Genomic DNA, 21,640 nt, shown 5'->3' with positions numbered 1-21,640 from the left:
ATAATTCATTAATTTTAGTCGCAGGGCGACAGCCAAAGAAGTAAAATTTTGTAATGCTAACCCGTTCATCTTTTTTTTGACGCTTTGTGCTCTTTAATTGAATTTTTTAATTAAAACCAACCAATGAATCCCGCCGAAGATTATATCCTCAACAAACCCGAACCGTGGCGCACGATGCTTATGGAGCTTCAGGCGATTATTAAGCATACCGTTCCCGATGTGGATGAAGCCTTTAAATGGAACTTGCCTTTTTATAGCTTGAATGGTAAAATGTTCTGTTTTTTAAACTTTCGCAAGAAGTTTGTAGACGTAGGTTTCCCGTGGGGTATTCACATCACCGTGCACCAGGATAAATTGATAGCCGGCGAAGGCCGAAAGAATTTGAGGTCGTTGCGCTACCATTCTCCAGAAGAAATTGATGTGGAGATACTCGTTACCATATTGCAAAACGTAGCCCAACTCAAGAAAAAGCGCTACTAGAATGTCAATTTAATAGTATTTGTCATTTTAGAATTTCAGTTTTCGCCAATTTTCATTTTCCCCGCCCCGAAGGGAGTGAAAATTGGCTGCATTGAGAAAGAATCATCTGCCGCGACGGACGTGGAGGAACTTTTTCGCTTTATCATGCTCATAGCTATGAAACGACGCTACTAGAATGGGGTATTTGCCCCTAGTCCCCAGCCCAAAATCTCTTCATATTTGTATCACAGTTTATGTTTGAGGGAACATAAACTTGTTAACCAATTTATATTCCTGCTGACTTTGGTTAGCAAGAATAGGATAGCAAGCAGGGAGCTTTTGGGGGAAGGCTCCCTTTTTTATTTCCCGCGAAGGCGGGAATGTCTTGGAAATCGAAAACGACATTGTGACAGTGCAAGTCTCGTCATCTCGACGATGGGAGAGATCCCATAAATTGGCTTAGGGATTTGGCTCACTCAGAGATGTTTACTGTTATGTGATTTTTCGGCGCTACGCTTTTTTGAAATGATGAAATTGAAGATATACGAAGTGCTCACATACTTGGCGTTCAACAGGTATTAGGACTTTACTAATTGTTAATTTTATGTTCTATTTGTCAAAAGCTTAATTAGTCAGAACAGTTTCCGTCAATCAAATCTTGTAAAGTTGGATTATATTGATTGCTAAAAACTGAGTATGTTCCAGATATACCACTATTGTCAATCAGATTGTTTAAATCGCAAAAATCTCCTAAAAGACTATTTTGAATAATGCTCAAATTATTAACATTATTTAGATTTGACAATCCAGACAATTGTGGTAAAATTTCATTTGAAGAAATTTCAAGATTTGTTGTAGAGGACAAATTTGTAAGGTCTAGTGACAAAAGATTACTATTATTGACAATCGATACGTTATTAGCAGTTTGAATATTATGTAAACCAAACAGAGATGTTAAATTATCGCAATTAAATATTTGTATATTCCTAATATTTGTAATATTGGCAAGCTGTGATATGTCATTTAGGTTATCGGCATTTGCCAAACTAATCCCTCCATCTATTGACTGTAAATTGTCAAAACCTTCAAGGGAGTTTAGTTGTGAGTTATTTATTCTCAGACCATTTCCATTAACGTCTCCATTGATTGAATTTAAACTTGAAAAGCCACTTATATCAGAAATATTATTTGAATTATTCTGTTCTCCAATAAATAAATATCCATTGATTGAGGAATAATCATTACTTGTAAAATCATCAACTTCTTGCTGTGTTAGTAAAACGACATTACCATCGAACATTCCCCCACCTGTGTTACTTAGAGTTTCAAAACTCCAAATGGGACTTGTAGCTAAAACTTCATTATCAAAATCAATTGTCTCCACTCGCCAGTAATAAGCCGTGTTTTCAGTTAGATTAGAGTATTGATATTGTGATACACCAACATCAAGTAAAAATTCTGTTGAAGGATTTTGATTGCTATCAAAATATAGTTTAAATCTTGCATCTATGGGTGTGTCATCACCAGGTATAAAGGCAAGTAAACCATCAAGAGGAACATCAGATGCTTCATTTATTGGTGTTGGAGATTTCGCTGGCTCTATGTTTATGAAAAGAGGATAACAAGGTGTTTCGTCAAATAAACTACTCTCAAAATTTAATACAGTATTGTCAAAAATATTCATCTGTGCTCTTGCTCCAGCATCGAAACACCAATCAGAAGTTATTATTGTGTGGCTTGGATTAGAAGTATCTATTTCTCCTTTTAGTTTGATTGATGGTTTGATATAAACTGAAACCCGAGCATTGGTAAGTCCATATGGCCTTACTTCGTAACGAGCTTGGATGTGAGGTTCAATTTCTCCTGTAAAATTAAAAGCAGAACCATCGTCATAAGTAAATTCATTTGAAATATTAAATACTGGATTCCAACCTTCTTCACGACTATATTCGATTCCATACGTGGTTTCAAATTCATTCGTTGCCGTATAGGAAAGACCTAAACTTATAGAACCATCGACGCCAACTAGAACTACAATCCATTGGGTAAATACAACGGGAACTGGTCCAATAAAAATAGTAACGGGAGATAGCCTAAATCTTTTAAGTATAAATTGTTCTGTTACATCAACAATTTCAACATCAAAACCTATTGTAGCTTCTACTGTTGAAGAAAGGTTTTGTGTTAAACCAAAACTCTTAACTTGTCTATTCTCAACTTTAATCTTAAAATCTACATCAAAGCCTAAGGCTACATTACCATCAATTGTGATTTGATCATTAGTAGTATTTAGATTTCCATCTGCATCATAAATAACTTTATCGTTAATTTCAAAACTTATTGTTGAATTGAGACTATTTGATGAATTTCTATTTGGAATATCTTCCCCGGACTCATCAACTTCAATGACATCCTCGTTATTAATAATGTAGGTCGTTTGAAAATCTGTATTTATTATTGCGTCTACTAATTGCGCTTGCGATGTATTAACCTTATAATTACCGTCAACCTCTTCTACTGATAAAATTTTTCTCAAGTAACCATTTTGAGCATTGGGATGAACATCTGAAACTAAAACGTCGCCAGCTACTAAATTTGAAATTTGACTATTATTTGAATTAAATATAATGAATTCGTCTGATAATTCTATCAATGAATCATTAGTTGAGGAATTTACAACTACAACATCTTCAGACATTTCATTTATTATTTCCTCAGTAATTGAGTCATCTTCTTCCTGGCAACTAATTATTGGAAGGAATAATAGAATAAGTAGATATTTTATTTTCATTTTGACAATTTTAAATTTAGTTTTTTAAACTACGGTTTCAGAACAGTAATGAAAAACCTTAATGCAAATCTTGCTTTTTTTGATGAAAAAACAAGATTTGCTCTCTTTTTTGCCAATTCGTCTTATATACTTTTATTCCAATATCACATAAAATTTTAAAGAGACACGAAGTTTTGCTTTATTTAAATTTAGTAAAGTATCTCTAAACTAGACACTTTCAATAAAATAATCTAGCCAAACTCAAGATTCCCCCAAAACAGACCTTACCTCTTTATCAGGCTTCGCATAAGACAACCTATCCAGCAATTCTGTCTTTGCATAGCTGTCCAGACCGTTAACCGTAACACCGTTTACACTACTCAAATTTATCCAGCCATCATCCGTAAAAGCGCTTTCAGGAAGGTAAATGTCTTTTATCGCGCCTACCATCAAGACGGTGCCATTTTCGGCGATGGGGTATTCGTTTACGTACTCACAGGCGATACGAATGTGGGCTTCGGCGAGGAAAGGGGCTTTAAAGTCTCCTATGTAATCTTCGGTGAGGCCGGTGGCTTCAAACTCGGAGACGGATTTGTCATAGCGTGCGGCGGTTTGATGCGATTGTTTGATGATATCCGTGTGAATGTGATTTACGGTAAATTGCTTGTTAGCTTTTATGTTGGAATACGTATGTCTTTCCACCGTTGTGGGGCGCGTGATAAAACCGAGTAGGGCAGGGTTACTTCCCAAATGCGTCACAGAGCTAAACACCGCAAGATTGCTTACGCCATCAACTCCCATCGTCCCAATCAAGTTTGCAGACTTGTATCCGGTCACGCTATTTATGAAGTTGGCTCTAAAGCGTTTGTCCAGGCCTTCAATTTTCTCTTTGTCAAAATGTACTATCTTTTCCAAATGTTTTTCTTTCAAAAATACACATTATGAATAAGGAGCTAGACCGATATTTTGAAACCAACCGCCAGACGTGGAATGATAAAGTTGCCGTGCATACGGAAAGTGATTTTTATAACCTCGATGGTTTTATAAACGGGGAGACCTCCCTTATGAAATATGAACTCAAAGCTTTGGGTGATGTTTCGGGGAAGTCTTTGTTGCATTTGCAATGTCATTTTGGTCAAGACACGTTGAGTTGGGCTAGGATGGGAGCACAATGTACTGGGGTAGATATAAGTGATGCTGGGATAGCTTTCGCGAAAGCGTTATCAGAAAAAACCGCTACACCCGCAAACTTCGTATGTTGCAATGTGCTGGACACTTCACAACATATCTCACAGACTTTTGACATCGTTTTCACCAGCTACGGAACCATAGGTTGGCTCCCTGATCTCAAACCTTGGGGCAAGATGATTGCCGAACGATTAAACAAAGGAGGCACCTTTTACATCGCAGATTTTCATCCGCTGGTATGGATGTTTGACTATACTTCGGGAAAAGCAGTTTTGAAATACGGCTACAATCAAGATGAGGTCATCTACGAAGAATACCAAGGCACCTACGCCGATGAAAATGCACCCATAATGAGCAAAGAATACGGCTGGAATCACGGACTAGGGGAAGTAGTTACCGCCCTAACCGACGCAGGCTTGCACATCGAATTTTTAAGGGAGCACGATGAAAGTCCGTACGATGTCTTGCCAGATTTAGTCAAAAATGAAAACGGCCTTTATGTGACTAAAGACCGTTTGTATCCATTATTGTTTGAGATTAAGGCGACTAAGTTCTAACAATCATTTTCCGCATCTAAATGAAAAAAAGAGATCTAATTTGAGAACTTACGCTATCTTTTAGAGCCTGTTCTTTTTTTTCATTGCCAAAAAAAAGAACCAAAAAAAGTCTAGGTTGAGTAAAACTTTACTAAAAATTTCCCTCGTTACGGCGCAAAATAAAAGTTTATGCTGTCAAATCAAATAGTTGAAGATTGATAATGAACACTATCAATAAACTTAGTGAGGCTGGCGCTATTTTGCTTAACCCTCCACTCACATCATTTTTCACATAAAGTTTTTCTAGACCATAACAAAAATCTCACCTTTTCAGCTAGTTGTAACTTGTTGATTTACATTAAAAAAACAGAGAGCCGAAATTTTAGTGCGCATTATCTTTAAGTAGTTCTGGAAATTTTTTCTTAAAACGATTTAACCTAGGAATCGATACATTTTGAATGTATGGATTTCCAGGATTACGTTCTTCATAATCTTGATGATATGCTTCGCCCTTCCAAAATTTCTGAAAAGGCATTACCTCTGCCGCAACTTTGCCGTCGCCAAGTTCTTTTTCGAGTTCGGCGATTTTTGTGTCTATAATTTTCTTTTGAGCTTCATTTTGGTAAAAAATGATGGAGCGGTATTGACTTCCTCTATCGGGTCCTTGACCGTTTACTTGTGTAACGTTTTGTGATCCAAAATAAACATCGACCAGCGTTTCGAAGGAAACAACTTCTGGGTCATATATGATTTCTACGGCTTCTGCGTGTCCTGTTCGTCCTGTGTTGCTGGAAGCATAGGTGGGGTTTTCTGTATGACCACCGCTATATCCGCTTATAGACTCTTCTACGCCTTTTACGCTTTCATAAACGGCTTCTACACACCAAAAACAGCCACTTGCAAAATAGGCTCTTTCCATTCCGTCCTGAGCGGGAACTTCTACGGGATCCATTTGAGCGGTAGGTTCAGATTGTTGTTTGGGTTGATTTTGACAAGAAGTCGCAAGTGCGATTCCTGAAAGTATTAATGCGAGTTTCATAGTTTTTCTTTTTGTTATTAACTATCTCGATGCAAGCATACGAGAGATTCATAGGATATCATTTTTCATTACTAAGCAAAGCTCAGATAATATAATTCTTAGCTATCGCCTCGCGATTAAATGTACGGGATTGCTTTGTGATGGGATGCTAAGGGGATGTTAAAGGAAAATAAACCCATAAAAAAAGCCCTCGAAATCCGAGGGCTTAGTACTTTATATATTGTAATCCTTAAAGGTTTACAAACAAGCCGTGCATTTTCTCTTGCTCCTCTGCAGCGAGCTCGCTGTCTACAAGGATGCGACCACTATGCTCATCTGTAATAATCTTACGACGGCTAGCAATCTCTACTTGTACTTGCGGTGGGATTGTAAAATAGGATCCTCCAGAAGCTCCACGCTCGATAGGTACAACAGCAAGTCCGTTCTTTACATTGTTACGGATGCGTTTGTATGCCTTTACTAAGCGCTCTTCGATTTGCTTTTCAAATTCTTCACTCTTTTTGTTTAATGCTTTTTCTTCCTTTTCCGTTTCGGCAAGGATAGCATCTAGCTCTTCTTTCTTGTGCTTAAGGTGCTTCTCGCGCTCGCCTAGACGTACTTTAGTTTGCTCGATTACTTCACCCTTTTGCTCAATTTGAGCCTTGTATTCTCTTATATTCTTGTCTGCAAGTTGGATTTCCAGTTCTTGGAACTCAACTTCTTTACTCAAAGCGTTGAACTCACGATTGTTACGTACGTTCTTTTGTTGCTCTGTATATTTCTTAATGCTCTGCTTAGACTCGTCGATAAGGATTTTCTTAGCCTTAATCTGATCTTCTATAAGAGACAGTTCATTATCCAGTTTTTCAATACGCTTGTTGAGTCCAGCTACTTCATCCTCAAGGTCTTCCACTTCTAAAGGTAATTCACCTCGAACATTGCGTATCTCGTCCACGCGAGAATCTATGAGTTGTAAATCGTAAAGTGCGCGCAGTTTTTCTTCTACAGTAACTTCCTTTTTCTTTGCCATACGTTAAAAATAGTTGATGGGATTGGTATTTTCTTGTGATAAAATGACTGCAAAACTACGATTTTTTTCGATAAGATAATCAGCAATTATATTTTTTGTATGCCGCTCGCTTTCATAGTGTCCTACGTCTGCCAGGAGGATGTTATTTTCTGCCTGATAATAATCGTGATATTTTAAGTCTGCTGTCACGTAAGCGTCTGCCCCATTGCCTTTTGCAGCCTTTATGGCAAAGGCGCCACTACCTCCTAGTACGGCCACTTTTTGTATAGACTTGCCCAGTAATGCAGAGTGCCTTACCCCACCAGTTTTAAACTTATTTTTTATCAGTGACAGGAATTCATCTTCAGAGAGCGCTTCTGGCAGCAATCCGACCATTCCCATTCCTAAATTTTGATTTTTGTTTTCAAGATTAGTAATCTCATAGGCTACCTCTTCGTAAGGATGATTTGTAAAGAGGGCTTTTAGAATTTGAGACTGGAATCTTTTTTCAAAGGTAATATTGAGCTGCGTTTCAGGTTCTGTATGCTGCTTTCCTTTTTCGCCTATTACAGGATTTGCTTTTTCGCTTGCGCGAAAGGTTCCACTACCAGCAACACTAAAACTGCACTCATCATAATTTCCTACCTGCCCCGCTCCAGCAGTAAAGAGTGCTTGAGAAACCCCTTTCGCGGAAGCGTGAGGAACATACGTTACCAGTTTTTGAATCGTACCACTTTTAGGAATTAAAATTTTAGGATTTTCAATACCCAGAGCGTTACACATCCCGAGGTTTACGCCGTGCTGTACATTGTCCAGCGCTGTGTGGATTGCATAAATAGCAATATCATTTTTGATCGCTTTTAGAACAGCGCGCTCTACATAGTTCTTTCCCGTGAGGCTTTTTAAGCCAGAAAAAATAATGGGGTGAAAACATACAATGACGTTGCAGTCCTTTGATACGGCTTCGGCGACCACATTCTCAAGCGCATCGTGAGCGACCAGAACATTTGTAATCTCGGCGGTGGCATCTCCCACTAACAATCCTACGTTATCAAAATCTTCAGCATTTGCCGTGGGTGCCCAGTCTTCTAGTTGGTTACAAAGTTCTTTTATAGTCATTCCCATAATTTAGGCTATAAAGATAAAAATTATACCTTCGTTTTATGAAGTGGTTGCGATTAATCCTATTTCCTTTTAGTATGGTGTATAAACTGGTTACGCTTGCGCGAAATAAAATGTTCGACAAAGGGATACTCTCGTCAAAAAGTTACACCTTCCCCATAATTTGCATAGGAAACCTAAGCACCGGCGGAACAGGGAAATCTCCAATGACCGAATATTTGATTCGGCTTTTTAAGGGTGACTATAAAACGGCAACCTTAAGTCGCGGCTATGGTCGCAAAACAAGAGGATACATTCACGTGGCACCTAGTCATCAGGCCAGAGAAGTAGGGGATGAGCCTTTACAGTTTGCCCAGAAATTTCCAGAGGTTTTTATCGCCGTTTGTGAAGATAGACAGACCGGCATTGCTGAAATACAATCTGAATTTGGAACTCCTGAGGTACTCATCTTAGACGATGCCTATCAGCACAGAAAAGTGAAACCGGGATTTCATATCCTACTAACTGCTTATGGAGATTTGTATGTAGATGATTACTTACTGCCAGCGGGAAACTTAAGAGAATCTAGAAGCGGTGCTTCAAGAGCAGATGTTGTTGTGGTTACAAAATGTCCCAAAAACCTTTCTAAAAACGAGCAACAGCGTATCGAACGAAGACTGAAGTTGTCGTCTAATCAGAGATTATTTTTCTCGACCATTCAATATTCTGAAACAGTTGTTTCGGCAACAGATTCCGTTTCTCTAGAAAAACTGGGAAATAAACCTTTTGTTTTGGTTACAGGAATTGCAAACCCAGCACCGCTCGTGCAATATCTTAAAAATTGTGAGTTAAATTTTGAGCACCGAGGGTTTGGGGATCATCACACTTTCGCGCAAAGCGAACTGGATATTTTAGATAAAAACCCAGTAATCCTCACTACTGAAAAAGACTATATGAGGCTTAAAGGGAAACTTAAAAATGCTCTATTATATTATCTACCTATACAAATGGAATTTCTCAACGGTCAACAAGATTTTGACCATACTCTCAAGGTATTTGTAAATACGACTAACTAATTACTTTGCTGCGTTTAAGCGCGTTATGTATTTTCTGGAAGAAGACCTCAATTTTATAAGGCTTAGGTATAATATCGTTAAATCCGGCCTCGTAAAAGTCGTCTATATTCTCGTCTATAGTAACTGCAGTCAGGGCAAGAATCGGAATTTCTGTGTCAAATAAACGAATCTGTTCTGTTGCCTCGATACCACTTATTCCTGGCATATGAATATCCATTAGAATGAGATCAAAAGATTCTGTGCGCGCTTTTTCGACTGCAATTTCGCCGTTATCTGCTACTTCGCAATTTATATTGTTTTTCTCAAGAATTTTACGAGTAATCATTTGGTTAATTTTGTTATCCTCTACAACAAGAACTTTTCTGTTTTTTAATGACTCGTAATCTATACTCTCTATAATTTTTTCTGTTTTTTCTAGAGAGGCATTTGCAGGATTGAGGTTATACTTGATATCAAATTTAAAGGTAGAACCTTTTCCTAACGTGCTATCTAGCGAGATTTTACTGTTTAATAAATCCAGTAGATTCTTTACAATAGAGAGTCCTAGTCCTGTACCTCCAAATTTTCTATTAATCGCTACAGAACCTTGAGTAAAGTTTTGGAATATATTTTTTTGTTTCTTCTTAGAAATGCCTTCTCCAGTATCTTCTATTTCAAAATGGAGGTGAATATCTGTATCAGACTGACTAACTTTTTGTACCCTAACCGTAACCATTCCGTCACGGGTAAACTTCACGGCATTCCCAATGAGATTTATCAGGATTTGAGATATCATAAGCGGATCTCCCAAAATTTCTGTAGGGATATCTTCGTCAAATTCAAATTCCAGTTTATTCCCCTTATCCTTAGCAGACTTACCTAATGCAAAAAGCACATCCTTAATGCGCTTCTTGAGATTAAAGCTCGTTTCTTCAACCTCGACTTTATTTGCTTCAAGTTTATTCAGGTCAAGAATATTATTTATGAGAGATAATAAATATTCTCCAGAGAACTTAAGAGAGTCAAGATGCTTCTTCTGTTCTGGGGTGGGATTTTCTGTAAGGAGTAAGTGAGTCAGTCCAGTCACAGCGTACATCGGTGTTCGTAGTTCGTGGGTAATGGTAGATAGGAACTGCGCTTTTACCATAGATGCCTTCTCAGCATTTTCTTTAGCAACAATAAGCTCTGTATTTTTTGCCTGAAGTAATTCGTTTGCTTTTGCTCTTAAGTTATTGTTTTTATATAGGGATAGGGTGAGTAAAGATAGGATCGTGATTAAAGCAATCCCCAGTACAGTAGTGAGCTGATTAATCTGAACTGCGCGTTCTTGCTCTAGTTTTATATCCTTTTCTAGTTGGTTTGATAATGTTGCTCTATCTACTTCTGACATTGCTTCAACCTCTGAAGATTGAGTCACAACAGGGTTTTGAGTCCTACTATTATAATCCTCTAATAGTGCATATCCTTTTTCAAAATCCCCTTTTGCAATTGATAATGCGCTAGCGATTTTCAAAATTTCAGTTTGTAAATTTTTATAACCCTGTTTGGCAGCAAGTTCTGATGCACTATCTAAATTAATCTTTGCCTCGTCGGTTTGCTTTAGGGCAATAAGTGCCTTTGCTCTCTCGCTATAAGCTTGCGCGAGTAAATGGGGCTCCGTATTATTTTCGAGACGTGGTATTGCTTTGTCTAGAAGAATTATGGCCTCACCTGGATTCTTGCGTAGTAGTGCAAGTTTACCTTTGTAAAACTGAGCAACGGCTATTAAATCACGATTGCGCTCATCTGTAAAGAGGCGTTCTGCTTTGTCAAGTTTTACAGCAGCATCTTGTAATTCGTTCTTAATGAGGTGTAATTGGGCAGCAATAATGTAACTCTGTCCAAGTCCTAATGGAGTGTCTTTTTCATTTTGTACCGCTATCGCTTTGTTGTTTTCAATGGTTGCCTTTTCAAAATCATTGAGCTGTAAATACAATCGAGATAGATTGCTACTTGTTAAACCTATGCGATTTTTGTTTTCTATAGTTTTGGCTAAATCCCGGGCACTATTAAGATATGCGATAGACTTATTATATTCCAGAGATTGTATAGCTCCAATCGCTTCTCCCATAAGAGAATCGATTTTTGTATTGGTTAATTTATAGGTAACATCATCTACTTCTTGCGCACTAGTGAGCGAGAATGAAGCGAGGAATAATAGAAGCAAAAACGGGGCTGTTACTGCCTTCATATAATAGGTTAATCAGGCTAATATATATTATTTCTTTGAAATGAAGCAAATTAAATCTACTAATCGGCTGGAATAGCCCATTTCATTATCGTACCAACCTATGATTTTTACCATTTTTCCTACAACTGAAGTCATCTGAGAATCAAAGATGCAGGAATGCGTATTTCCAATCATATCGATAGATACTAAGGGTAAATCTGTGTATTCCAAGATGTTGAGGAAATCTGTTTTGGCCGCTTTCGCGAAAGCGTTATTAATCTCCATAATACTTGTATCTCGCTTTACATTAAGCGTCACATCTGTAAGTGATCCGTTGGGAACGGGGACCCGGATGCCACAACCGCCTATAACGTCGGAAAACTGCGGAAAAATATGTGTCAGCGCTTTTGCAGCGCCCGTCGTTGTTGGGATGATACTCTGGCTTGCCGCCCTCGCGCGTCTCAAATCACGGTGCGGTTGATCGTGCAGACTTTGGTCAGTCGTATATGAGTGAATGGTTGTAATATACGCTTGTTCGATCCCGCAAAGTTCATCTATAATTTTAATCATAGGAGCCGCATTGTTTGTCGTGCAGGAAGCATTCGAAACAATTAAATCAGAGGGAGATAAGATTTGCTCGTTTACTCCCAGAACCACCATAGGTACGGTATCATCTTCCGGCGGAACAGATAGAATTACTTTTTTGGCGCCATTTTTTATGTGGTGCTCAAGCTTAATCCTTGTTTTAAATTTCCCAGTGCATTCTAGTACGATATCTGGTGTTACACTTTTCCAAGAAAGTTTTGAAATATCAGGTTCATCATATAACGGGATCTCAATGTTGTTGTGTATGATTGCGCTTTCGCGAAAGCGCACCTCTCCTTCATAAATACCGTGGATGCTATCATACTTAAGTAAATGAGCCAGCGTTTCTGCTTGTGCAAGATCATTTATAGCGACCACTTCCATATTGGGATGAGTGGCAATGAGCTTAAAAACCGTGCGACCTATGCGCCCAAAGCCATTGATGCCTATTCTAATCTTTTCCATAAAGGGAACTATGTCAGGTGCTTTTGCGCCTTGTAGGAAGATCTTACGAGCGCGCCACTTTCTACGTGCCTAAAGCCCATTTCTAAACCGATCTCTTCATATTTTTTAAATTGATCTGGTGTGATAAATTGTTTTACTGGTAGGTGTTTTTTAGAAGGTTGTAGGTACTGTCCTATGGTAACGATATCAAGATTTACATCCCGCAAGTCTTTTAATGTTTGGATTACCTCTTCTTCTTTTTCGCCTAGGCCTAACATTATACCGGACTTCGTACGATTAATGCCATTGTCTTTTAAATATTTAAGAATACCTAAGCTACGCTCATATTTTGCCTGAATGCGCACTTCTCGTGTAAGACGTTTGACAGTTTCCATGTTATGTGAAACGACCTCTGGATGAACTGCAATAATTCTATCGAGTAAATCCTCACGACCTTGAAAATCTGGAATTAGCGTTTCCAGTGTAGTTTCTGGATTCATACGGCGAATTGCCTTAACGGTTTCTGCCCAAATAATAGTTCCCATATCCTTCAGGTCATCGCGGTCTACAGATGTAATTACAGCGTGTTTTATGCCCATAAGTTTTATGGAGCGCGCCACTTTTTCCGGCTCTTCCCAATCTACTGTTTCCGGACGTCCCGTTTTTACACCACAAAAGCCACAAGAGCGCGTGCAGATATTACCTAGTATCATAAATGTTGCCGTACCCTCACTCCAGCACTCGCCCATATTGGGGCAACTTCCAGAGGTGCATATGGTGTGTAGATCATACCTCTCTACAAGGCTTCTAAGTTCTGTATATTTCTTACCAGTAGGCAGTTTTACACGGAGCCATTTGGGTTTTGGCTGGCGTTTTGGTGCAACAATTACTTCTTCTTGCATAGCTTTTTTTAAGGAAAACAAAGATACAATAAATGGACGGAAAACAATAAGACTCGTACGGTGATTAGATGGCTTTTAGAAAAGCAATTGTACCTCTTTAAGGTCATATTCATTAAGGATATCATCTTCTTCAAGGATCATAAGTTTTCCGTGTGGGGTAACACCTTTAATAATGCCTACAAATTTTCCATTTGCACCTTTGAAAGTAGAAGGCTTATCCTTGCGAAAAAGATTTGCTTCATAATCTTCTTTAATTTCATCCAATTTCCCCTGAGATAATAATTTAACGTAGTGGTAAAATTGCTCTAATAGCATATTGAGAATTTCTTCTAGGTTAAAATGGATTCCTGTGCGCGTCTTTATAGATGTCGCTCTAGGGACGGCCCCAAAGTCAGTTTGATTCACATTAAGTCCCACACCCAGAATCACAGCATCTAGCTTGCCTCTTTTAATAACACTTTCAATGAGGATGCCACAAATTTTTTCCTTGTCTGACAATATGTCGTTAGGCCACTTTACACTAACATTTTTGATTAACAGTTTTTGTAAAACAACTTTTACGGCAAGAGAAGCAGCCATTGTAACATAAAATTGCTCTTCAATAGTAACACGCTGTACTTTTCTGAAAATACTGAATGTTAGGTTTTTACCTGCCTCAGTCGACCATTTGGTACCCATCTGACCGCGACCATTTGTTTGCTCAAGTGCCCATACCAACGTGTCTTCCTCTAAACTTTGCTTTTTAGCTAGGGCTTTGAGGTAGTCATTTGTGCTACCTGTGGTATGAAGTTTGACAATACGCATATACTAAATGGCGAGTTTAAACTTATGTTAAGAATGAGAATAACGCTATTTTTGTAATAACTTTGTGTAAATAAAAGGATTTAATGGCAAAAAAGGAAACGAGCACAGATCAATTAATCACTACGATTATCAAAGGGATAGAAGAAGTAAAAGGAAATGACATTGATATTCTAGACTTGAGGGAACTTGAGAATACGGTATGTGACTATTTCGTTATTTGCAACGGTACTTCAAATACGCAGGTGGCTGCAATTGTAAATTCCATCCAGAAAACTGTAAGTAAAGAGCATAAAGAAAAGCCCTGGCACATAGAAGGTCAGAACAATTCTGAGTGGGTGCTTATGGATTATGTAAACATCGTTGTTCACGTATTTCAAGCGCACATAAGAGAATATTACGATATCGAAAGTTTATGGGGCGATGCTAAAATTACGACCATAGCTTCTAGCTACTAAAAAAGAAAACTGTATTTAATGTCAGATAAAGAAACCAAGAATAAAAAGAACACACCTTCTCCCAAAAAGCCCAAGTTTAGTGCTTACTGGATTTATGGTATAATCATCGTTATATTTTTTGCAATTAGTGCTTTAGGAAGTGGTGATGGACTGGGAGATGCTTCAAAGACGACCCCTACTAAATTTGATGAATATTTAAAAGCGGGCGATGTTGAAAAAGTAGTTGTAATCTCAAATAAAAGAGAGGCGAAGATTTTTTTAACGAGCGAGGCTGAGAGTAAGTCGATACATAGTAAAAGCAAAGGGCCGTCATTTATGCAGCCGTCTGCCTCAGCAGCAGATTATAGTGTAAAATTTGGAGATCAGCAGAACTTCGAAAATAACCTCGAGACTGCCATTGCCGAGAACAATCTTGACACCAAAGTTGAATGGGCTGAGGAGCACGGCATCTTTGAGCAAATTATGCCTTTTCTTCCTATCATCTTAATTGTAGGAATCTGGATATTTATTATGCGGAGGATGTCTGCAGGTTCAGGAGGAGGACCTGGAGGACAAATATTTAATATTGGTAAATCTAAGGCAAAGCTTTTTGATGAAAAGACAGATATTAAAACCACGTTTAAGGATGTGGCAGGATTAGAAGGTGCAAAAGAAGAAATACAAGAAATTGTAGATTTTCTTAAAAATCCAGAGAAATATACAAGTCTAGGAGGGAAAATTCCCAAAGGAGCATTGCTTGTTGGTCAACCAGGAACGGGTAAAACCTTACTTGCTAAAGCTGTGGCAGGAGAGGCTAAAGTGCCATTCTTCTCTTTATCTGGATCTGACTTTGTAGAAATGTTTGTGGGTGTAGGAGCATCACGTGTACGTGATCTATTTAAACAAGCTAAGGAGAAATCTCCTGCGATTATTTTTATAGACGAGATTGATGCAATAGGAAGAGCGCGTGGTAAAAGTAACATGTCAGGATCTAATGACGAGCGCGAGAACACACTTAACCAATTGCTTACTGAGATGGATGGTTTCGGTACGAATACGAATGTAATTGTACTCGCAGCGACTAACAGAGCAGACGTGCTGGATAAAGCATTAATGCGCGCAGGACGTTTTGACCGTCAGATTTATGTAGATCTACCGGATGTAAGAGAGCGTAAAGAAATTTTTGAAGTACACCTGCGTCCACTCAAAAAGGTAGAGGACGAACTAGATATTGAATTTCTTGCAAAGCAAACACCTGGATTCTCTGGTGCAGACATTGCAAATATGTGTAATGAAGCTGCCCTTATCGCTGCTCGTAAAGGTAAGAAAGCTGTAGGGAAACAAGATTTTCTTGATGCCGTAGACCGTATTGTAGGAGGTCTTGAGAAGAAGAATAAAATCATTACGAAAGATGAGAAAAAGGCAATTGCCTTTCACGAAGCGGGGCACGCTACGGTAAGCTGGATGCTAGAGCACGCTGCACCACTTGTAAAAGTGACAATTGTTCCTCGTGGGCAATCTTTAGGAGCGGCTTGGTACTTACCAGAGGAGCGCCTTATAGTGCGTCCTGAACAAATGCTGGATGAAATGTGTGCTGCCTTAGGTGGTCGAGCGGCAGAGAAAGTGATATTTAATAATATATCTACCGGCGCGTTAAGTGATCTGGAAAAAGTCACAAAGCAAGCGAGAATGATGGTTACAGTTTATGGTCTTAGTGATAAGGTAGGAAACCTCACTTATTACGATTCTTCTGGACAATCTGAATATAATTTTAGTAAGCCGTACAGTGAGAAAACTGCCGAGCTCATAGATAAGGAAATCTCAGAGATCATCGAGAAGCAATATGAACGTGCAGTTACATTGCTTACAGAGAATAAAGATAAGTTGACGGAACTCGCAAATTTACTTTTAGAGAAGGAAGTCATTTTTAAGGATAACTTGCAAGAGATTTTTGGCGAGCGTCCTTTCGGAAAGAAGGAAGAAGGTGAGCCTGAAATTGTAGCATAACTTTTATTTGTTCGCTTTCGCGAAAGCGTATAAAACAATCAAACCCAAAAAGTCTTGATTTAGCCAGTGGTTAGGTCAAGATTTTTTATATTTGATTTGAGACTAAAACCCTGAATTTAGGAACGCACCCCTTTATGAGTATATTTGGAAAGCTATTTGGTAAAACATCTAACTCAGAGCGCCTTCGTCAAGAACAAATGGCTGATGAGCGCAGCAAGTATATGCCAGATGAGCATACCCCTGCTGATGAGCGTTTTACAAAGAATTTCATACTCAACGGAGGTAAATTTCTCTACTCTGTAAATCCAGAAGAAACCCAAGATAATTTTGATAATATTCTTTTAGAAAATGATTGGTACGAGAACCCTGTTTTTTGCATTGATGAAAATTTAAAGAAACTATTTGACGGCTATAATCTCAATTATGGCACAAAAAGAGACGCCTCTTTCTATCTTACGACTTGTGAGAGCCTAATTGCTGATAATGGTTCTATTTTAATATGCTCTAATCAACTCAAGGAAATGAAAATCCACGAATTTCCTCAGAATATGGTGGTTTTTGCATCTACAAGTCAAATCGTAAATAATATAGGAGAAGGTTTGCGCCTCATTAAAAATAGAAACGCTGGCAATATCCCAACAAATATCACTACCATTAAACATTTTGAAATAAAGGAGGATGAAAAGGACTTCTTGAGCTACGGAAGCAGTACGAAAAATCTATATTTGTTGCTGCTAGAAGATTTGTAGTATGCGTGAGGTTATTATTAGGGGACTTTCAGGATTACTGTATGTGACATTACTGTTACTTGCAATATTTTCTTTTGAGCATATTTATCTCGCTGTTTTTCTGCTATTGGGAATAGGATGCCTTTACGAATTTTTAAAGTTATTGGGTATTAAATCCTTCGTTCCCTATGTGTTACTTTTAGGATGCGTGGCCATTTTTAATCACTTTAAATTGTCGCGTATGGCGACATTAATTTTTTTAGTGCTTACAATTACCACAAACCTATTTCTCATTAAAAACCTTGTGAGGCCTTCGGAGCGGTTTATTACGCTTTCGCAAAAGTATATTTACACCCTTTGCTACCTCATAGGTGGAGTAGTGTTTACCATCTTATTGCCGTCTTACAAAGGCGAATATACCTCATACCTAGTTGCAAGTGTGTTTGCACTCATCTGGATTAATGATACGTTTGCTTTTATTGTAGGAAAGAATTTTGGAAAACGAAAACTACTAGAACGTATATCACCTAACAAAACGGTCGAAGGTTTTCTAGGGGGGCTAGTTTTTGCTTGTATTGCAAGTGTCATAATCTATGAGGTTACAGATCTACTTTCATTGCAGTTATGGCTTACTGTGGCCATTACGACATCATTATTTGGTACTTTAGGGGATTTAATTCAATCCCAATTAAAGCGTCAGGCTGGTGTAAAAGATAGCGGAAGGATAATGCCAGGACACGGAGGGCTTTATGATAGACTTGATAGTATTATCTTTGCCAGTCCATTTATTTATTTGTTTTTAATAGTACTTGACTATGTTCCATAAGGAAGGATATAAAATTATTTCGGGCACGATTCTTATTGTTGCTATTTTAATGCTTGTTGCCAAAAAGTATGTAACTAATGAGATATTATTCTATCTCATCGCAGGTGTGTGTCTTGTTTTCTTAGTGCTCATATTGCAGTTCTTTAGAAATCCAGCACGTAATGCTCCAGACGATACGTCTAAAATTGTTTCTCCAGTAGATGGTAAGGTGGTTGTTATAGAAGAAGTATTTGAAAAGGAATACTTTAACGAGAAACGTTTACAGGTGTCTATTTTTATGTCTCCTATAAATGTGCACGTGACGCGCTATCCTGGAGCTGGAAGTGTAACCTACAGTAAGTACCATCCAGGTAAATTTCTTGTAGCTTGGCACCCTAAATCTAGTGAAGAGAACGAGCGCACAACTGTTGTTGTAAAGACCAAAGAATTTGGCGAAGTACTGCACCGTCAGATTGCAGGAGCACTTGCAAGACGTATTGTAAACTATGCAGAAGTTGGTCAAGAAGTCACTCAGGGAAGCGAGAGCGGTTTTATAAAATTTGGTTCTAGAGTTGATGTATTCCTACCTATTGGAACTAAAATAGATGTTACGCTCAATCAAAAAGTTAAAGGCGCCGAAACTATAATCGCATCTGTGTAGATGAAGAATAAAGCGTTGCATATCGCCTTTGAAGAAGCCTATGAGCGTGTAGGCAATGCAACCCAAGAGTTCCCGCCAGACGTTTTACTTCAGTTCTATGCGCTATATAAACAAGCTACTCAAAAGAATACCTTTTCCCATAATGAAGGAGAGCACGAACTCGTAAGTGCTTTTAAGCTGAACGCACTTCTTCAAGTAAAACATATGACTTCTGACGAAGCAAAAGAGGCCTACATAGAGGCCTCTGAATTACATTTGGGTAGAAAATAGTAGGCTTACTTTAAACTCGCCAATCTCTTTTCTAACGCCTCAATTTTAGCCTCGGCATCTGCCATTTTTTGCTTTTCTAGCGCTACAACTTTTTCTGGTGCGTTGCTCACAAAACGCTCGTTTGAGAGCTTCTTGCTTACAGACATCAAGAAACCTTTATTGTATTTGAGTTCTTCCTCAATTTTGGCAACTTCGGCTTCTACGTCTATGGCTCCCGCTAGCGGTATGAAATATTCATTAGACTTTACTCTAAAGGATAAGGCTCCGTCAACTGGCGCTTTCGCGAAAGCGATATCACTCACATTACCCAATTTTGCAATTATCGTATCATAATCTCCAGAGAAATCTTCATTCTTGAGCACGTGAACAGCAATCGCATCTTTAAAGGCGATGTTCTTGCTCTTTCTGATATTTCGAATTCCAGAAATCACCTGTGATGCATAGTCAAAATCTGCAATGATAGTGTCGTTTACAGCTCCTCCTTCCGGCCACCTGTTTACGATAAGTGCCTGCTCAGGAGTACGGGTGGTAATAGTTTGCCAGATTTCCTCAGAGGCAAATGGAATAAATGGATGTAGGATGCGCAAGTTATTTTCTAGAGCCTCAATAACCGCATCATACGTTTTTCGATCGATCGGTTTCTGGTATTCTGGTTTTACTATTTCCAGTAACCAACCACAGAAGTCGTTCCATACCAATTTATAACTTGCCATAAGCGCGTCAGAAATTCGGTATTTAGAGAAATGGTCTTCTATTTCCAGTAAGGTCTGGTTAAAACGGTTTGTGTACCACTCTAACCCTTGCACACTATGTGCGGGTTGAGCAATAGTATCATCTATTTCCCACCCTTTAATAAGGCGGAAAGCGTTCCAGATTTTGTTTACAAACCCCTTTCCTTGATTACACAGCTCTTCGTCAAACATCAGATCATTACCCGCAGCGCTACTTAAAAGTAATCCCACGCGTATTCCGTCTGCCCCGTAATCCTTAATTAATCCAAGCGCATCTGGAGAATTCCCCAGTGATTTTGACATCTTGCGACGTTGTTTATCACGCACAAGACCTGTCAAATACACATTTTCGAACGGACGCTCACCCGTATATTCATATCCCGCAACAATCATACGCGCCACCCAGAAAAATAAAATATCGGGACCAGTTACAAGATCGTTAGTAGGGTAGTAGTACTTAAATTCTTCATTTTCAGGATTGCGCACGCCGTCAAAAACACTCATAGGCCACAGCCAAGAGCTAAACCAAGTATCTAGTGCATCTTCGTCTTGACGTAAATCTTCGGCAGTAAGGTTGGGGTTGTTTGTACGCTTTCGCGAAAGCGTAACCGCCTCCTCCATCGTCTCTGCCACCACAAAGTCCTCCTTGCCATCACTATAAAAGTAGGCCGGAATCTGCTGTCCCCACCAAAGTTGTCGCGAGATGTTCCAGTCGCGACAGTTTTCCATCCAGTGACGATAGGTGTTTTCAAATTTCTTTGGGAAAAGCTTTACATCTCCTGTTTCAAGAACCGCCTTAATGGCTGGTTTTACAAGCTCGCTCATTTTTAGGAACCATTGGTCAGAGAGCCTAGGCTCGATAACCGCTTTGGTGCGTTCTGAGGTTCCAACTTTATTTACATGATTTTCGGTTTTTACGAGAACGCCTAAATCTTCCAGTTCTTTTTTAATCGCACGACGACAGTCAAAACGGTCTACTCCATTATAATGCATCCCAAAACTGTTGAGCGTAGCATCATCATTAAAAATATCAACCACTTCTAACCCGTGCTTATCACCCAGCATTTTATCATTCTCATCGTGAGCAGGAGTTACTTTAAGACATCCTGTACCGAATTCCAGATCTACATACTCATCTTCTATAATTGGAATCACACGACCGCAAATAGGTACAATCGCTTTTTTTCCTTTGAGATGGGTAAAACGTTCGTCCGTAGGGTTAATGCAGATGGCTGTATCTCCAAAAATAGTTTCTGGACGTGTAGTTGCAATAGTAAGCGTCTCGTCAGAACCTTCGATCTTATAATTTAGGTAGTAAAGTAATCCCTGACGCTCTTCGTGTATTACCTCTTCGTCAGAAAGGGTCGTCTTTGCCTCTGGATCCCAGTTTACCATGCGATACCCGCGGTAAATGAGTCCTTTATTGTACAGGTCTACAAAAGTTTTTATAACGGACTCACTCATATGTGGGTCCATCGTAAATGCCGTGCGCTCCCAATCGCAGGAAGCACCTAATTTTTTAAGTTGATCAAGGATTACTCCGCCATATTCTTCTTTCCACTCCCAAGCGTGGGCTAGAAATTCTTCTCTCGTTAGGTCAGACTTGTTAATGCCTCTTTCTTTGAGTCGTGCAACTACTTTGGCCTCGGTGGCGATAGAGGCGTGGTCTGTACCAGGCACCCAGCACGCATTTTTACCTAATAATCGTGCTCGACGTATTAAAACATCTTGTATGGTGTTGTTGAGCATATGTCCCATATGTAGCACTCCTGTGACGTTAGGAGGAGGTATTACGATAGTGTAAGGCTCTCTCTCGTCTGGTGTAGAGTGGAAGAAGTTATTCTCCATCCAGTAGTTATACCACTTGTCTTCTACAATAGAAGCGTCATATTTTGAAGCAATGCTCATAGTTTGGTCTGATTGT

Annotated in this window: 19 protein-coding genes; 9 read left to right on the top strand and 10 right to left on the bottom strand. The window is 38.9% G+C overall.

Annotated elements, in window-relative coordinates; genetic code table 11:
- Positions 1–123: 123 nt before the first annotated feature.
- Positions 124–480 carry a DUF1801 domain-containing protein gene (locus EAX61_RS00560; protein ID WP_121915705.1) on the top strand — a complete coding sequence of 119 codons (357 nt, stop codon included), beginning with the start codon at positions 124–126 and terminating at the stop codon, positions 478–480.
- 607 nt (positions 481–1,087) lie between these two features.
- Here EAX61_RS00560 and EAX61_RS00550 read toward each other — a convergent pair.
- Positions 1,088–3,250: a receptor L domain-containing protein gene (locus EAX61_RS00550; RefSeq protein ID WP_121915704.1), complete on the bottom strand. Its 2,163-nt coding sequence runs from the start codon at positions 3,248–3,250 to the stop codon at positions 1,088–1,090.
- Between the two features lie 240 nt (positions 3,251–3,490).
- Positions 3,491–4,144, bottom strand: coding sequence for a flavin reductase family protein (locus EAX61_RS00545; protein WP_121915984.1), 654 nt, complete (start codon positions 4,142–4,144; stop codon positions 3,491–3,493).
- A 26-nt stretch (positions 4,145–4,170) separates the two neighbouring features.
- Between EAX61_RS00545 and EAX61_RS00540 the strand changes: the two genes are divergently transcribed.
- The gene (locus EAX61_RS00540) at positions 4,171–4,974 is read left to right on the top strand and encodes a class I SAM-dependent methyltransferase (RefSeq protein WP_121915703.1); all 804 of its coding nucleotides are present in this window, start codon (positions 4,171–4,173) and stop codon (positions 4,972–4,974) included.
- Between the two features lie 361 nt (positions 4,975–5,335).
- Here the strand turns inward: EAX61_RS00540 and msrA are convergent, their stop codons facing one another.
- The 3 genes from msrA to EAX61_RS00525 form a co-directional block, all read right to left on the bottom strand.
- On the bottom strand, positions 5,336–5,992 hold the full coding sequence (msrA, locus tag EAX61_RS00535; RefSeq protein ID WP_121915702.1) for a peptide-methionine (S)-S-oxide reductase MsrA: 657 nt from the start codon (positions 5,990–5,992) through the stop codon (positions 5,336–5,338).
- A 229-nt stretch (positions 5,993–6,221) separates the two neighbouring features.
- A complete protein-coding gene (locus tag EAX61_RS00530) occupies positions 6,222–7,001 on the bottom strand; it encodes a zinc ribbon domain-containing protein (protein WP_121915701.1) in 780 nt (259 codons plus the stop codon).
- A 3-nt stretch (positions 7,002–7,004) separates the two neighbouring features.
- Complete coding sequence (locus tag EAX61_RS00525; protein WP_121915983.1) at positions 7,005–8,099, bottom strand: Nif3-like dinuclear metal center hexameric protein; 1,095 nt, start codon at positions 8,097–8,099, stop codon at positions 7,005–7,007.
- Between the two features lie 44 nt (positions 8,100–8,143).
- Between EAX61_RS00525 and lpxK the strand changes: the two genes are divergently transcribed.
- Positions 8,144–9,157, top strand: a complete 1,014-nt coding sequence (lpxK, locus tag EAX61_RS00520) for a tetraacyldisaccharide 4'-kinase (protein ID WP_121915700.1) — start codon at positions 8,144–8,146, stop codon at positions 9,155–9,157.
- Here lpxK and EAX61_RS00515 read toward each other — a convergent pair.
- The 4 genes from EAX61_RS00515 to EAX61_RS00500 all read right to left on the bottom strand — a co-directional run bounded on the left by EAX61_RS00515 (position 9,150) and on the right by EAX61_RS00500 (position 14,080).
- The gene (locus tag EAX61_RS00515; protein WP_121915699.1) at positions 9,150–11,366 is read right to left on the bottom strand and encodes a response regulator; all 2,217 of its coding nucleotides are present in this window, start codon (positions 11,364–11,366) and stop codon (positions 9,150–9,152) included. The genes lpxK and EAX61_RS00515 overlap by 8 nt on opposite strands.
- Positions 11,367–11,393: 27 nt before the next feature.
- The gene (gene gap / locus EAX61_RS00510; RefSeq protein ID WP_121915698.1) at positions 11,394–12,395 is read right to left on the bottom strand and encodes a type I glyceraldehyde-3-phosphate dehydrogenase; all 1,002 of its coding nucleotides are present in this window, start codon (positions 12,393–12,395) and stop codon (positions 11,394–11,396) included.
- An 8-nt stretch (positions 12,396–12,403) separates the two neighbouring features.
- Positions 12,404–13,276 (bottom strand): lipoyl synthase, encoded by an 873-nt coding sequence (gene lipA, locus EAX61_RS00505; RefSeq protein WP_121915697.1) that lies wholly within the window; start codon positions 13,274–13,276, stop codon positions 12,404–12,406.
- 75 nt (positions 13,277–13,351) lie between these two features.
- Positions 13,352–14,080, bottom strand: coding sequence for a biotin--[acetyl-CoA-carboxylase] ligase (locus EAX61_RS00500; RefSeq protein WP_121915696.1), 729 nt, complete (start codon positions 14,078–14,080; stop codon positions 13,352–13,354).
- An 83-nt stretch (positions 14,081–14,163) separates the two neighbouring features.
- On the opposite strand from EAX61_RS00500, the gene rsfS reads away from it, so the two are divergent.
- The 6 genes from rsfS (at position 14,164) to EAX61_RS00470 (ending at position 18,985) form a co-directional block, all read left to right on the top strand.
- On the top strand, positions 14,164–14,535 hold the full coding sequence (rsfS, locus tag EAX61_RS00495) for a ribosome silencing factor (protein ID WP_121915695.1): 372 nt from the start codon (positions 14,164–14,166) through the stop codon (positions 14,533–14,535).
- An 18-nt stretch (positions 14,536–14,553) separates the two neighbouring features.
- The gene (gene ftsH, locus EAX61_RS00490; RefSeq protein WP_121915694.1) at positions 14,554–16,521 is read left to right on the top strand and encodes an ATP-dependent zinc metalloprotease FtsH; all 1,968 of its coding nucleotides are present in this window, start codon (positions 14,554–14,556) and stop codon (positions 16,519–16,521) included.
- Between the two features lie 134 nt (positions 16,522–16,655).
- Positions 16,656–17,270, top strand: coding sequence for an LUD domain-containing protein (locus EAX61_RS00485; protein WP_121915693.1), 615 nt, complete (start codon positions 16,656–16,658; stop codon positions 17,268–17,270).
- A 1-nt stretch (position 17,271) separates the two neighbouring features.
- Positions 17,272–18,075 carry a phosphatidate cytidylyltransferase gene (locus EAX61_RS00480; RefSeq protein ID WP_121915692.1) on the top strand — a complete coding sequence of 268 codons (804 nt, stop codon included), beginning with the start codon at positions 17,272–17,274 and terminating at the stop codon, positions 18,073–18,075.
- On the top strand, positions 18,065–18,715 hold the full coding sequence (locus tag EAX61_RS00475; RefSeq protein ID WP_121915691.1) for a phosphatidylserine decarboxylase family protein: 651 nt from the start codon (positions 18,065–18,067) through the stop codon (positions 18,713–18,715). The genes EAX61_RS00480 and EAX61_RS00475 overlap by 11 nt, the downstream gene beginning before the upstream one ends.
- Positions 18,716–18,985, top strand: a complete 270-nt coding sequence (locus EAX61_RS00470) for an acyl-CoA-binding protein (RefSeq protein WP_121915690.1) — start codon at positions 18,716–18,718, stop codon at positions 18,983–18,985. It begins immediately after the preceding gene.
- A 5-nt stretch (positions 18,986–18,990) separates the two neighbouring features.
- Here EAX61_RS00470 and EAX61_RS00465 read toward each other — a convergent pair whose 3' ends face one another.
- A complete protein-coding gene (locus EAX61_RS00465; RefSeq protein WP_121915689.1) occupies positions 18,991–21,624 on the bottom strand; it encodes a valine--tRNA ligase in 2,634 nt (877 codons plus the stop codon).
- Between the last annotated feature and the right edge of the window lie 16 nt (positions 21,625–21,640).

Origin of the sequence: Dokdonia sinensis (assembly GCF_003688895.1) — a bacterium.
GTDB lineage: Bacteria > Bacteroidota > Bacteroidia > Flavobacteriales > Flavobacteriaceae > Dokdonia > Dokdonia sinensis.
The sequence above is the reverse complement of the archived record's forward strand: the minus strand, read 5'-3'. Positions and strand labels throughout refer to the sequence as shown.